Below are 13054 nucleotides of genomic sequence, written 5' to 3'. Positions count from 1 at the left end.
TGTTATTGCTTGCGAGCGCGGATGACCGCCCGTCGGGCGGCTTCCGCAATGCTTTGCGGCGTGATGCCGAATTCGCGGTAGAGCACCGGTGCCGGCGCCGAGGCCCCGAAGCCGCGCATGCCGACGAATTCGCCATCAGAACCGATCCAGCGATGCCAATCGCCAACTACGGCCGCTTCGATACCGACGCGAGGCGCTGCGCCGAGCACGGAGCCGCGATAATCCTCCGGCTGCTCCTCGAACAGCGCGAAGCAGGGCGCCGAGACCACGGCCGCACGGATGTGTTCGGTCGCGAGCAGGCGTGCGGCTTCCAGCGCGATGGAGACCTCCGAACCGGTCGCCATCAATGTCACGTCGCGACCGCCATCCGGCGCGACAACGAGATAGGCACCGCGCGCGACGCGGTTTTTGCCGCGCGCATCGCTGCGGAAGGTCGGCAAGGCCTGCCGCGACAGGCACAGCACCGACGGACGATCTTCGCTCGCGAGCGCACAGTCCCAGGCCTCCAATGTCTCCACTGCGTCTGCGGGGCGGAACACGAGCAAGTTCGGAATGACCCGCAGCGCCGCGAGATGCTCAACCGGCTGGTGCGTCGGGCCGTCTTCGCCGAGCCCGATGGAGTCATGGGTCATCACATGGATGACACGCAGCCGCATCAGCGCCGCAAGGCGGATCGCCGGCCGGCTGTAGTCTGAGAAGACGAGGAACGTGCCGCCATAGGGAATGAAGCCGCCGTGCAGGGCGAGGCCGTTCATCGCGGCGGCCATGCCGTGCTCGCGAATGCCGTAATGGATGTAGTCGCCGCCGAATGCGCCGCTCTTGACCGGAGCCTGCGCCTTGGCGTGCGTCAGGTTCGAATGGGTCAGGTCCGCCGAGCCGCCGACGAGCCCGGGGATCGTCCCGGCGATGCCGTCGAGCACCTGTTGCGAGGCCTGCCGCGTCGCAAGCTTGGGCCGCTCGCTCGCAAAGCGTTCACGCAGTTTCGCCGCGGCCAGCGCATAGGCGGCCGGCAGAGCCACGGCCTTGCCCTCGACGAACAGATCGCGCTGCTCCGGCGTCGCGCCTTCGTAGCGATCGAGCCAGGCGAGACGTTCGACCTGCCCGCGCTGCCCGACCATCCGCCACGCCTTCGCGATCGTGACAGGCACCACGAAGGGCTGATAATCCCAGCCGAGCGTTCGCCGCGCCGCCGCGGCCTGCTCAGCGCCGAGCGGCGCGCCATGCGCCTTCTCGGTGCCTTGCCTATCAGGCGCGCCATAGCCGATCACGGTGCGGCAGGCGATCAGCGACGGTTTTGTGCTCTCGCGTTCCTCCGCAATCGCCTGCGCGACGGCCTCGGGATCGTGGCCATCCACCCGGCGCACCGACCAACCGGACGCAGCGAAACGCGCAAGCTGGTCGTCGGAGGTGGCAAGCGACGTCGGCCCGTCGATTGAGATACCATTGTCGTCGAACAGCACGATCAGGCGGCCGAGCTGGAGATGGCCCGCCAATGAGATCGCCTCCTGGCTGATGCCTTCCATCAGACAGCCATCGCCGGCAATCACATAAGTGAAATGGTCAACAAGCCCATCGCCATGCCGTGCATTGGCCATCCGTTCCGCGAGCGCCATGCCGACCGCGGTCGCAATCCCCTGCCCCAACGGCCCCGTCGTGGTCTCGACACCAGGCGTATGACCATATTCCGGATGGCCCGGCGTCTTCGAGCCCCATTGCCTGAAGGCCTTGATGTCGTCGAGGCTGACGGCGCCGCCGGTGAGATGCAGCAGAGCATAGAGCAGCATCGAACCGTGCCCCGCCGAGAGCACGAAACGGTCGCGGTCCGGCCAATTGGGGTGTGCGGAGTCGAACCTCAGGAACCGTGAGAACAGCACGGTCGCGACGTCGGCCATGCCCATGGGCAAACCGGGATGGCCGGACTGCGAGGTCTCGATGGCGTCGATCGCCAGGAAGCGGACGGCATTGGCGAGATCGCGGTGCGTGACTGCCGTGAGGTCGGCGTCCGCGTGGACGGAGATATTCATCGGATCCTCCCCTCGTTCACTTCAGATTTCGCTTGCGCTCGATCAGCTGCATGATCAGCGGCGTCAGGATCAGCTGCATCGCCAGATCAAGCTTCGCGCCGGGACACACAATGGAGTTCGCACGGGACATCCAGCTGTGCGGCAGCATCGAGAGCAGATAGGGGAAATCGATGCCACGCGGGTTCTTGAAGCGGATCACGACCATCGATTCGTCCGGCGTCGGGATCCAGCGCGCGATGAAAGGATTGGAAGTATCCACCGTCGGCACGCGCTGGAAATTGATGTCGGTCTCGCTGAATTGCGGACAGATGTAGTGGATATAGTCTGGCATCCGCCGCAGCACAGTGTCGGTGACAGCTTCGGTCGAATAGCCGCGCGCACTGCGGTCGCGGTGCAGCTTCTGGATCCATTCGAGATTAATGACGGGCACGACGCCGATCTTGAGGTCGGCATAGCGTGCAACATTGACCTTCTCGGTGACGACGGCGCCGTGCAGGCCTTCGTAGAACAGCAGATCCGAATTCTCCGGCAGCCGTTCCCATTCGGTAAAGGTGCCGGGCGCTACGCCATGCAGCGCGGATTCCTCGGCATCGTGCACGTAATGCCGCGTCGTCGCAGTGCCGGTCTCGCCATAATCGCGGAACGCCCGCTCCAGCTCCTCGAACAGATTGGTCTCGGGGCTGAAATGGCTGAAATGCCTGTTGCCACGCTCGGCCTCACTGGCCATCTGCGTACGCATCTCGGTGCGGTCATAGCGGTGAAAGGCGTCGCCTTCGATGTAGGCGGCGTTGACCTTCTCGCGGAAGAATATCTGCTCGAAGGTCCTCTTCACCGAGGTCGTGCCGGCGCCGGAGGAGCCGGTGATGGAAATGATCGGATGCTTTCTGGACATGCGCCGTCCCTCTCAAACGCGGAAGAAGCCGCGACGCGCGAACAGCGGCGCGGAGCCGCTCGCCACCAGCAGCAGATCGCAATGCAGTTCCTCGACGCGGCGCACCTCGCTGCTCGAGCCCATGACGAGGGGCACGCGCTGGTGCAGGCTTTGCGCGGCGAGGTCGAGGATGCGCTCGCGCCCCGTCGAGGCAGAGCCGCCGGCCTGCTCGATGATCATCGCCATCGGATGCGCTTCGTAGGTGAGGCGCAGGCGGCCGTCGCCATAGCCAGGGCGCGCATCAGAGGGATAGAGGAACACGCCGCCGCGGGTGAGGATGCGATAGGCTTCCGCGACCAGCGATCCGATCCAGCGCATGTTGAAATTGCGGTTGGCGGCCCCGTCGACGCCGGCAAGGCATTCGTCGACGAAGGCGCGCACCGGCGGATCCCAATGCCGGCGATTCGACACATTGATCGCGAACTCGTCGCACGTCTCGGCGACCTGAACACCGCTGCGCGCGAGGCTGAAGCAGCCGGCCTTGCGGTCAAGCGTGAAGATGTCGACACCGTCGCCGAGCGTCAGCACCAGCGAAGTCTGCGGCCCGTAGGTGACGAACCCTGCCGCGAGCTGCGCCGAGCCGCGCTGGTGGAAGGCGAGCGCGAGATCATCCGGCGCAGGCAGGATCGAGAAGATCGTGCCGACGGTCATGTTGATGTCGATGTTGGAGGAGCCGTCGAGCGGGTCGATCGCGACGCAGATGCGGCCTTCGCGGTCGCCGATCTGCGGCTCGCGCATCTCCTCCGATGCCAACGCCGCGATCGGCAGCTTGCCGAGGCAGCGGCGCAGGATCGCATCCGCCTGCACGTCGAGATCGCGCTGGAGATCGCCGTCGCTGTTGCGGCCGGTGGTCAGGCCGGAGGCGTCGGCAAGATCGCCCGTGGCGATGAGGTCGGCGATCTCGATCGCCGCTGCCGCGATGGCATCGACTGCAGCCGCGACCGCAAGCGCGTGCGGAGCCGTCTCGGAATACCGTTGAAGGTGGTCGTCCAGCCTGAGTTGCCCGGTCATCTGCGTCCATCCCCTTGCGGGCGCCGCATCCATTCCCTCCCTGGCGGAGGTAGGTCGCGGTCGGTCCCGGCATGAGGAGATTGACAGGGGCGGCTTAATAAGGAAAATTTCTATTCATAATGAGTGTCAAAGAAATTTCTTATAATGGCCCTGGCCAGGCGGCGACCCAGCTCCGGCATCTGACGATCCGGCAGCTGCGCTCGCTCGCGGCGCTCTCGGCCAAGGGCAGCGTCACAGCTGCCTCCGGCCTTCTCGGTCTGACCCAGCCGGCCGTCACCCAGCAACTCCGGCAGCTTCAGGACCTCGCCGGCTTGCCGCTGGTGCAGCGGACCGGCGACGGCATGCTGCTGACGGAGGCGGGCAAGGAGGTGCTGACGCTGGCCGAGCGCGTCGAAGCCGCGATCATGGACTGCCAAGGCGCGCTCGATCTGCTCGCCGGACGAACCGGCGGCACCGTGCATCTCGGCGCGGTCTCGACCGCGAAGTACTTCGTGCCGCACGCGATCGCGGCATTCTCGAAGCGGTATCCGAAGGTCGAGATCAAGCTCACCGTCGGCAATCGTGAGGAGATCCGCGAGGCCATGCACGGCTACGACCTCGATTTCGCGGTGATGGGTCGGCCACCGGCCGACGTCAGTGTCGATGTCCGTCAGCTCGGGCGCAATCCGCACATCATCGTCGCCCGCAAGGGCCACTGGCTGGAGAAGGATAGAGGCCTCAGCCTGACCGATCTCGTGCACGAGACTTTCCTCACCCGCGAGCGGGGATCGGGCACGCGGACGCTGATGGAGGGCATGTTCCAGAGGTCGGACCTCGAGCCGATCATCGGCATGGAGATGAGCAGCAACGAGACCATCAAGCAGGCTGTGATCGCCGGGCTCGGCATCGCCTTCATCTCGGCGCACACGGTGGCGCACGAGCTCGCGGAGGGCCGGCTGATCGTGCTCCACGTCGCCGGCTTGCCGATCGTCCGGCAATGGTACGTGATCCGCCGCAGCGACAAGGTGCTGCTGCCGCCGGCGCAGGCGATGTTCGATTTTCTGGGCTCAGAGGGATCGAACTATCTGCCCGACGTGCCCGAATTCGGCGCGCAATAGCCCGCTGATATTCAGCCCATCAGCTTCATCGCAACCGTTGCCGCCAGGATGACGATGATCTGGAGCAGGCGCTCTGTCGTGAAGATGCGGTTGAAGGTCGTCATCGCTCGGCCCCGGCCGTCGTGAAGAAATGTCGATCGGCTAGTGCTAGCATATGCGCGCGGTCAGACAATTCCGGAGTTGCCCTGGGTTCTGTTCGCGCCGGAGCGACCGCGAAAGGACTGCATCTCACCCTCTCCCCGACAGACGCTCGATCCACCACGCAAGATCGCGGTCTGCGCCGGCCTCGAATCCGATGGCCGGCACGCCGGCGGTGACGCTGCGGAGAAGCCCGATTTCGGCCGCGATAAGCGGTTCGGCATCGACGCCGGTTGCGTCGACGACGCCGAACCTGACCAGGTGCCGCGCCTTGAGCCTGTCGGCGAAATGCTCGATCACGCTGCGCAGGCTGCGCGCTTCGCCGCCGGCGAGATTGACGGCGCCGGTCAGATCGCTCTCGAGCACAGCCGCGATCATCTGCGCGAGGTCGTCGACATAGACGAAGTCGCGCAATTGCTCGCCGTGCGAACAGTCGAAGGCCTGTCCGGCGCGCAGACTCCTGATCAGCAAAGGGATGAGGCGCTTCTCCGGCTCGTGCGGACCGAAGGGGAAGAACACGCGGCCCCAGGCAGCGCCAGCGGCGATGTAAGCCTCGGATGTCACGAGTTTGGTTTGGCCGTACAACGTCGTCGGGCGACAATCGGTCAGTTCCGCGCACGGACCAGCTTGCGGGCCGTATTCGAGGCAGCTTCCGATCCCGAGGATCCGGCGCGTGCCGCAGGCCCTGGCGCGCGCGAGCAGGTCGACGCTCGCCTCCGCCCAGAGCCGGTTGACGGGATTTTCGCGATAGCGCCCCGGCCGCGCTTCCCAGGCGAGATGCACGAGGTGCGTCGGGCGCGATGCGAGCAGCGCATCCGCGCGACCGGATTCAGTGAGCAGATCAGCCGCATGCCACGTGACGCCGGCGCTCGCCGGTCGCGGCGCGCGCGCGACGCCATGCACCTCGAAGCCGCATTCAAGCAGCGCCGGCACCAGCGCATGACCGATGAATCCGGAGGCGCCTGTGACCAGCACCCGCTTCATGCGAGATAGGGCAGCGCGCGGTCGCGCGCGGACAGGATCGGATCGGCAAGCGGCCATGCAATTGCCAGTGATGGATCATCCCAGCGAATGCCGGTCGCACCTGGCGCGTCATAAGGCGTATCGATGAAGTACATCAGCTCGGTGCGATCTGCGAGCGTCTGGAAGCCATGCGCGCATCCGGCAGGAATGAACACGGCGTTGCGGCGATCGGCGGCGAGCTCGACCGAGCACCATTGTCCATAGGTCGGCAGCGTTCGGCGCAGATCGACGATCACGTCGAAGGCGCGGCCGGCAACGCAACGCACCAGCTTGGCCTCCAGCCGACCCGCCTGATAGTGCAAGCCGCGCAAGGTACCCGCGCGTTCGTTGTAGGACAGGCTGTGCTGTGCGAAATGCGTCGGCAGGCCGTGCGCGACGAACGCTTCAGCGTCGAACAGCCGCGCGAAGAATCCGCGTGCGTCGGCCTCCGGCTCGATCCCGATTTCCAGGACGCCTGGCAACGCCAATGGCGTGAACTTCATGTCAGGCGCTCCCTCCCGAACACCCCTGGTGAATTGGTTTTTTCGTTTGCATCGCGCGTGGCGATGTCGGAACTTCTGTGGTTCCGGAGGAATCCCTAGCAGCCGCCGTAGAGCGGCACAACAAGGCGCTTGCCATGGCCAGGCATCGATGCCGCTTCTGCGCCGAGGGGCTCGACGAGACGTTCGTCGATCTCGGCCTGTCGCCTTTGGCAAACTCCTTTGTCCCGCCGGAGCGGGCGGACGCCGTCGAGCCGACCTATCCACTGCATGCCCGTGCGTGCCATGCCTGCGGACTGGTCCAGCTTCCGCAGTTCGAGCCTGCGGCCAACATCTTCGACCAATATCTCTATTACTCCTCCTATTCCGAGAGCTGGCTGCGGCACGCCGAGGCCTACGCCGCGGAGATGATGACGCGCGCCAGGCTTGGCGCGGACTCCGAGGTGATCGAGATCGCCAGCAATGACGGATATCTCCTGCAATATTTCCAGCGCGCCGGCATCCGTTCGCTCGGTGTCGAGCCCGCAAGCGGCCCTGCGGCGACCGCGGTCGCGAAGGGCATCCCGACCAGGACCTGTTATTTTGGACGCGATACGGCGATCGCACTGAGAGCCGAAGGCCACAGGCCCGACCTGATCGTCGCCAACAACGTGCTGCCGCACGTCCCCGATATCAACGATTTCGTCGCGGGCCTGCGCATTCTCCTGCCCGAGACCGGACGCGTGACCCTGGAGCTTCCGCATCTGCTGCATCTGATCGAAGGGATCCAGTTCGACACGATCTATCACGAGCACCTGTCGTACTTCTCGCTCGCGACCCTTCAGGCGGTGTTTCGCGCGCATGCCTTGCGCGCCTTCGATGCGGATGAGTTGCCGACGCATGGCGGCTCGCTGCGTCTGCACGTCTGCACTGAAGCTTCGTCTCAACAGCCCTCGCTTGCGCTCGATGGCTTGCGACGGCGCGAAGCGGCAGCAAGCCTCGACCAACCTGCGACCTGGCATGGTTTTCGGGAGAAGGTTGCGGCGAAGCGCACGATGATCCGCGACTTCCTTGTCACGGCACGGCGCGCGGGCAAGACGGTGCTGGCCTATGGCGCGCCCGCGAAGGGCAACACGCTGCTCAATTATTGCGGCATCACGCGCGAGCTGATCCCGTTTACGGTGGATCGCAATCCGCACAAGCAGGGCCTGCTGCTGCCGGGAACGCATCTGCCGGTCCGCGATCCCGCAGCCCTCGTCGCGGCCAGGCCCGATTACGTCTTCATCCTGCCCTGGAATTTGAAGGACGAGATCATCGCCCAGCTGGCGGAGGTTCGCGCCTGGGGCGGGCAGTTCGTGGCGCCCGCGCCTGACCTGACGATCGTATCGTGAGCGATGGTTAACGATCAGGCCGCGAGCGGGGTGGCGTAATCCATGCGCGCGGCGAAATAGGATTCCAGCTCCGACAGCGCACGGTCTTCCCATTCCCTCGCCTGCTCCAGCAGCGACCAGCTCTGGCCCGGGCGGAATGTCGCGGTCTGGCGATAGAGCGATGCGATGCCGCGATAGCGGCGCACATTCTCCAGGATGGCGTGACCACTCATTTGGCCGTTCATGTCCGAAAACTCCCTCGTCCTTCCTGTGAGGGAACTTGCGGCCAAATCTTTTTCGAAAAGTTAGCGGCGCGCGGCAAGTGCGCGGATGGTTGCCGGAGTGTTGCGCGCGGGCAACGTCCGCGCTCGCCTATCCCGCTTTTATTGCGAATTCGTTGCCGCGCTCTCGCCCGAAGGCTTCAGCCCGCCGCGGCTGATGATCGTCATCGTCTCGCGGCAGAGATCGGCAAGACCGATCAGGAGCACAGCAATGAGGCAGAACAGGTTGATGGAATCCGCAGCCGCGCTGTTCAATGGCGTGAACTGGAAGAAGGGCGGGATGAACGCCCACCACACCAGCGGAATGGTGAGCAGCGCGGCGAACGCCGCCGCCGGCGCGCCTGCGACAAATCCGAGTACGAACAGGCTGGGCAGAAACGCTGCGAAATAGAGTTTTGCGCCGAGCGCGACGCAGACGCCCTGAAGCGCAGCCGACACTCCGACAACGATTAGCCCAAGCAGAAACGCCTGCCACGACCATGGCCGTACCCGCGGTACGCCAAACAGCCCCGCACGCATCATCAGCCTCCCCCTGCCGCCCGTTAACCGGGCCCGCTTGCGACCAAAGTACTACAGCGGCAGGGAAACCGCGAGATGGAAATCGCAGGGTCCGGGCCGCTGTATCCACGGCTTGGTAAACAGCCGGGGGGGCACAATCCTACCGCTATTCGGTGGCCGCATAGAGCAAGCCCGCGATCGGCAAGGCAAGGCCAATGGCCGATGCCAGCGCCCAGCCGCCTTGCGCAAACGCCCAGGCGCCGACTGCGGAGCCGGCAGCGCCGGCCGCGAAGAACGTCGCCATATAGAGCCCGTTGAGGCGGCTGCGATGCTCGTGGCCGAGCGCGAAGATGGCGCGGAAGCCGAGCACGACGTTGCCCTGACAGCCGAGATCGATGGCGATCGCGGCCACGATCAGGCACGCGAGATTCAACATCGATCCAGCGGCGCCGATGAACGTCACGAGGAATCCGAAGGCAGCGAGCAGCATCGCGACAAGGGTTGCGACCCGGCTGTGGCCGCGGTCCGCCAGGCGGCCCGCGACCGGAGCCGAGAACACGCCGGCGACGCCGGCCAGGGCGAACAGGGCGATGCCGCTCTGGGTGAAACCGAACGCGCGTGCGAGCTGGAGCGGCGCGACGGTCCAGAACAGCGTGAAGCAGCCGAACAGGCTCGCCTGATAGAGCGCGCGGCGCCGCAGCAGCGGCGTGGTGCGCACCAGATGCGGCATCGACAGCAGCAGCGCGCCGTAATGCATGCGCGCGACCGGATTTCGCTTCGGCAACACCATCCAGAGCGCGGCGGCGAGCAGGATCATCAGCGCAGCGGAGCCGAAGAACACCGCATGCCACGACGACGCTGCGGTGACGAAGCTCGACACCGGCCTTGCCAGCATGATGCCGAGCATCAGGCCGGTCGAGACGTTGCCGACGACGCGGCCGCGAATGGCTTCCGGCGCCAGATGCGCGGCATAGGGAATGATGATCTGCACCGCGACCGAGCCGAGCCCGATGAACAGCGCGGCGATCAGGAACGGCAGCGCGTGGGTCGAAAATGCGGCAGCCAGCAGTGCGGCGGCGCCGAGCATGATGACCGAGCAGATCAGCAGACGGTTCTCGACGAGATCCCCGAGCGGCACGATGAACAGAAGCCCCGTGCCGTACCCGATCTGCGTCATGGTGACGATCAGCCCCGCCGCCGCATGCGACAGGCCGAGCGCGGCGCTGATCGGGGCGATCAGTGGCTGGGCGTAGTAGATGTTGGCGGCGACCATGCCACAGGCCGCGGCCAGCACGAAGGTCAGTCGCTGCGACACCGCATCCGGTTCGGGCGCGGTTTCGATCGTGGCATTCATCGTCATTGACGCAAGTCTCCGATAGATCGGGAACAATTGTTCCCTAATAGGACATGAAATCAGGCGAGCAGCTTCATCGCGACGGCGACCAAGCGTTCGCCGTCGAGCGGCAGCCGCGCCTTGCCGACGACGCGCAAGCCCTGGGTGATGCAGATCATCAGCCGCGCGGTGTCGTCGGCCTCGACATTTTCAGGGATCGAGCCGTCGGCCTGGCCTTCGCGGATCAGGCCGGCGATGAAGTCTTCGTTGGTTTTGAGCTGCGCGGACACGCGCGCGCGCATCACCGGATCGACCGCCGACAACTCGACCGCGCTGCCGACCACGAGACAGCCGCGCCGGCCTTCGCTCCCCTGGGAGTGCTCGACATAGGACAGCAGCACGAGACGCAAGCGTTCGCGGCCATTCGTGCCGCGCGCGGCCGCGCTGCGGGTCTGCTCCCGGCGCACTGTGGCGTAGCGCTCGAAGGCGGCGACGAATACGGCGTGCTTGTCGCGAAACGCCTTGTAGACGCTGCCGGTGGCAAGCCGCATCGCTGCGGTGAGGTCGCCGATGGACGTGGCATGATAGCCGCGCTCGCGAAACACCCGCAAGGCGCGGTCCAGCGCGGTATCCATGTCGAATTCCCGGGGACGGCCGGGCGGACGGGCGGCGGGTTGCGAAATCCGGGCGGCTTTTTGCATTGCGGGATAATAGGGAATGATCGTTTCCGAATAAAGACACGTGGTTGTGAATGGAAGAGGTCCGGATGGTCGGCGGAAGCGCCAAACTCTCGTGTGCCGGACGCGCTGCAACGCCGCTTGGCGTTGCTGCACAGAGCCGGGGCCCAGAAGGCTGCACGACCGGTGTCGATAGATGGGCCCCGGCTCAGCAGCGCATCGTCGAAGAGACGCTGCGCTGCGTCCGGGGCACGCACCGGAGATTGGGGCGCGCTCTCACCACTGTCATTCCCCGCGAAGGCGGGGAATCCAGTACGCTGCGGCCCCTCGGCTGAACACCAACGGCCTCGGAGTACTGGATCGTCCGGTCGAGCCGGACGATGACAGCGAGGGTGTGGTTGCAGACACGCCTTGGCATTCTCGCGGCTCAATTCGCCCGAGCTTTGCATCGCCTTTCGCCGCTCTCCAATCCAAGAGGGCGCAGGGAAGGCCGGGTGCCGACTGGCACCCGCGGTCCGCTGCGCGAAAAGCACACGCAGGAAAACCGCACAGCAGCATACAGGTGTCGCCGATCACTCGGCCTTCCCTGCGCGATGGTCGGACGGCTTATGCCGTGCTCTCCCGGGAGCCGAACTTTCCTTCTGGCCTCCCTCGCCCCGCAAATTGACGATGCCGTCTACCCGGTTGGGCTCGCGCACATCTCCGCAAAGGGTTTGACCGTAGCAACGACGGTCAGGACCACACGGTTTTGCCGTACGCATTAGCGCCGCTCGTCCGCACGCGGCCTCGGGCTCACAGGGACTACCCGCCCTGCCCTTAGCCTCTCGCGCACGACGCTGCCGCGTCCACCGCAACCCGGCTCGCATATCGTGACGACGTACGATCGCCCCTCAAGGATGAGCCGGGATGAGCGACGCATACGTCATTTCCGAAATTCGGTAAAGCGGAATATTTTTACCCGGAGGGATTGACAGAGCCGCGACACAGCAAGGTCCCGTAGCCCGGATGGAGCGCAGCGCAATCCGGGAAAGTGCCAAATGCCGGGCGAGCGGCCCCGGATTACGCTTCGCTCCATCCGGGCTACAACGGTCACCGCTTCACCGCCGTCCCATCTGCCATCATCGTCACGCCCTTCCGTTCCACGATCATCCCATAGGCCTGCGGCTGGCGGTGAACGTCGAAATTGAAGGTCGTGCGCTTGTAGGAGTTGCAGAGATCGAGATCGCAGCGGGCCAGCGCGATCTCGTCGCCCTTGGTCGTGCAGCGCGCGATGATCTCGCCGGAGGGCGCAATGATGCAGCTGCCGCCGATGTGGTCGACGCCCTCTTCAACGCCGGCCTTGGCGACGCCGACCACGAAGGTGCCGTTCTGGTAGGCGCCGGATTGCATCACCAGATGATTGTGGAACAGCGAGAGGTCGTCATGCTCGGGCGCGGGCGGATTGTGCACGGGCGTGTTGTAGCCGATCATCACCATCTCGACGCCTTGCAGGCCCATCACCCGGTAGGTCTCGCTCCAGCGGCGGTCATTGCAGATCGCCATGCCCATCACGCCGCCGAAGGCATCGGTCACGCCAAAACCGCTGCCGGGCTCGAAATAGCGCTTCTCCAGATGCTGGAATTCGCGCCACGGCTCATGCTCGGCATGGCCGGGCAAATGAACCTTGCGATACTTCAAGACGATCGCGCCGCTCTTGTCGACGAGGATGGAGGTGTTGTAGCGCCTGACGACACCGGCCTCGACCGTCAGCTCGGCGTAGCCGAGATAGAATCCGATACCGAGCTCGCGGCCGAGATCGAACAGGGCCCGCGTCTCCGGTCCCGGCATCTCGCGCTCGAAAAAACTGTCGATCTCCGCCTGATCCTCAAAATACCAGCGCGGAAAAAATGTGGTCAGCGCGAGCTCGGGATAGACGATCAGATCGCAGCCGTTCGCCTTCGCCTGGCGCATCATGGCCATCAGCCGCGCCACGACCTCGGTTCTGGTCTCAGCTCGCGCAATCGGGCCGAACTGGCCGGCTGCGATATTCACAAATCTCGCCACGAATCTGTCCTTCACTTCACGGATCGTCTCGCGAGCGAGCCTATCGCGCGACTCGCCGCGCGCACAGCCTCGCTGTCTCGCACGATGCCCAATGACGAGGCAGGGCACGCTTCCGTCGCGCGGAATGCACCGACGACAAATTGTAATGTTGCGCGTCTACGCTTTGGCCG

General features: G+C 65.2%; 12 protein-coding genes. 2 read left to right on the top strand and 10 right to left on the bottom strand.

Annotated elements, in window-relative coordinates; translation table 11 throughout:
- Window positions 1–2 precede the first annotated feature (2 nt).
- The 3 genes from tkt to BMW89_RS22300 are packed head-to-tail and all read right to left on the bottom strand — an operon-like array spanning window position 3 to window position 3966.
- Window positions 3–2024 carry a transketolase gene (gene tkt, locus BMW89_RS22310; RefSeq protein WP_092029155.1) on the bottom strand — a complete coding sequence of 674 codons (2022 nt, stop codon included), beginning with the start codon at window positions 2022–2024 and terminating at the stop codon, window positions 3–5.
- A 16-nt stretch (window positions 2025–2040) separates the two neighbouring features.
- Entirely contained in the window at window positions 2041–2916 is an 876-nt protein-coding gene (locus BMW89_RS22305) for a phosphoribulokinase (RefSeq protein WP_092029154.1), read from the bottom strand.
- Between the two features lie 12 nt (window positions 2917–2928).
- On the bottom strand, window positions 2929–3966 hold the full coding sequence (locus BMW89_RS22300; protein ID WP_092029153.1) for a class 1 fructose-bisphosphatase: 1038 nt from the start codon (window positions 3964–3966) through the stop codon (window positions 2929–2931).
- Between the two features lie 119 nt (window positions 3967–4085).
- On the opposite strand from BMW89_RS22300, the gene BMW89_RS22295 reads away from it, so the two are divergent.
- Entirely contained in the window at window positions 4086–5063 is a 978-nt protein-coding gene (locus tag BMW89_RS22295; protein ID WP_092029152.1) for a LysR family transcriptional regulator, read from the top strand.
- A 228-nt stretch (window positions 5064–5291) separates the two neighbouring features.
- Here BMW89_RS22295 and BMW89_RS22290 read toward each other — a convergent pair whose 3' ends face one another.
- Together BMW89_RS22290 and rfbC are read right to left on the bottom strand one after the other, a co-directional pair.
- Window positions 5292–6185 carry an NAD-dependent epimerase/dehydratase family protein gene (locus BMW89_RS22290; protein ID WP_092029151.1) on the bottom strand — a complete coding sequence of 298 codons (894 nt, stop codon included), beginning with the start codon at window positions 6183–6185 and terminating at the stop codon, window positions 5292–5294.
- On the bottom strand, window positions 6182–6706 hold the full coding sequence (gene rfbC / locus BMW89_RS22285; protein ID WP_092029150.1) for a dTDP-4-dehydrorhamnose 3,5-epimerase: 525 nt from the start codon (window positions 6704–6706) through the stop codon (window positions 6182–6184). Before rfbC ends, BMW89_RS22290 begins: the two co-directional genes overlap by 4 nt.
- A gap of 134 nt (window positions 6707–6840) precedes the next feature.
- On the opposite strand from rfbC, the gene BMW89_RS22280 reads away from it, so the two are divergent.
- A complete protein-coding gene (locus tag BMW89_RS22280; RefSeq protein ID WP_092029149.1) occupies window positions 6841–8073 on the top strand; it encodes a class I SAM-dependent methyltransferase in 1233 nt (410 codons plus the stop codon).
- A 14-nt stretch (window positions 8074–8087) separates the two neighbouring features.
- Here BMW89_RS22280 and BMW89_RS22275 read toward each other — a convergent pair whose 3' ends face one another.
- The 5 genes from BMW89_RS22275 to BMW89_RS22245 all read right to left on the bottom strand — a co-directional run bounded on the left by BMW89_RS22275 (window position 8088) and on the right by BMW89_RS22245 (window position 12884).
- Window positions 8088–8297 carry a hypothetical protein gene (locus BMW89_RS22275; RefSeq protein ID WP_092029148.1) on the bottom strand — a complete coding sequence of 70 codons (210 nt, stop codon included), beginning with the start codon at window positions 8295–8297 and terminating at the stop codon, window positions 8088–8090.
- Window positions 8298–8435: 138 nt separating this feature from the next.
- Window positions 8436–8855: a DUF4118 domain-containing protein gene (locus BMW89_RS22270; RefSeq protein WP_092029147.1), complete on the bottom strand. Its 420-nt coding sequence runs from the start codon at window positions 8853–8855 to the stop codon at window positions 8436–8438.
- Window positions 8856–8997: 142 nt separating this feature from the next.
- Window positions 8998–10191, bottom strand: a complete 1194-nt coding sequence (locus BMW89_RS22265) for an MFS transporter (protein WP_092029146.1) — start codon at window positions 10189–10191, stop codon at window positions 8998–9000.
- 53 nt (window positions 10192–10244) lie between these two features.
- Window positions 10245–10865, bottom strand: coding sequence for a TetR/AcrR family transcriptional regulator (locus BMW89_RS22260; protein ID WP_092029145.1), 621 nt, complete (start codon window positions 10863–10865; stop codon window positions 10245–10247).
- Window positions 10866–11930: 1065 nt separating this feature from the next.
- Entirely contained in the window at window positions 11931–12884 is a 954-nt protein-coding gene (locus BMW89_RS22245) for an N-carbamoyl-D-amino-acid hydrolase (RefSeq protein ID WP_092029329.1), read from the bottom strand.
- Between the last annotated feature and the right edge of the window lie 170 nt (window positions 12885–13054).

It is taken from the genome of Bradyrhizobium sp. OK095, assembly GCF_900109945.1.
Taxonomy (GTDB): Bacteria; Pseudomonadota; Alphaproteobacteria; order Rhizobiales; family Xanthobacteraceae; genus Bradyrhizobium.
Note: the sequence above shows the minus strand (reverse complement) of the source record. Positions and strands in the feature narration are given on the sequence as shown.

Coding starts and splice junctions, on each gene's coding strand:
- tkt (WP_092029155.1), bottom strand. CDS start 2,024: ATGAATATCTCCGTCCACGCGGACGCCGACCTCACGGCAGTCACGCAC.
- BMW89_RS22305 (WP_092029154.1), bottom strand. CDS start 2,916: ATGTCCAGAAAGCATCCGATCATTTCCATCACCGGCTCCTCCGGCGCC.
- BMW89_RS22300 (WP_092029153.1), bottom strand. CDS start 3,966: ATGACCGGGCAACTCAGGCTGGACGACCACCTTCAACGGTATTCCGAG.
- BMW89_RS22295 (WP_092029152.1), top strand. CDS start 4,086: ATGAGTGTCAAAGAAATTTCTTATAATGGCCCTGGCCAGGCGGCGACC.
- BMW89_RS22290 (WP_092029151.1), bottom strand. CDS start 6,185: ATGAAGCGGGTGCTGGTCACAGGCGCCTCCGGATTCATCGGTCATGCG.
- rfbC (WP_092029150.1), bottom strand. CDS start 6,706: ATGAAGTTCACGCCATTGGCGTTGCCAGGCGTCCTGGAAATCGGGATC.
- BMW89_RS22280 (WP_092029149.1), top strand. CDS start 6,841: ATGGCCAGGCATCGATGCCGCTTCTGCGCCGAGGGGCTCGACGAGACG.
- BMW89_RS22275 (WP_092029148.1), bottom strand. CDS start 8,297: ATGAACGGCCAAATGAGTGGTCACGCCATCCTGGAGAATGTGCGCCGC.
- BMW89_RS22270 (WP_092029147.1), bottom strand. CDS start 8,855: ATGATGCGTGCGGGGCTGTTTGGCGTACCGCGGGTACGGCCATGGTCG.
- BMW89_RS22265 (WP_092029146.1), bottom strand. CDS start 10,191: ATGACGATGAATGCCACGATCGAAACCGCGCCCGAACCGGATGCGGTG.
- BMW89_RS22260 (WP_092029145.1), bottom strand. CDS start 10,865: ATGCAAAAAGCCGCCCGGATTTCGCAACCCGCCGCCCGTCCGCCCGGC.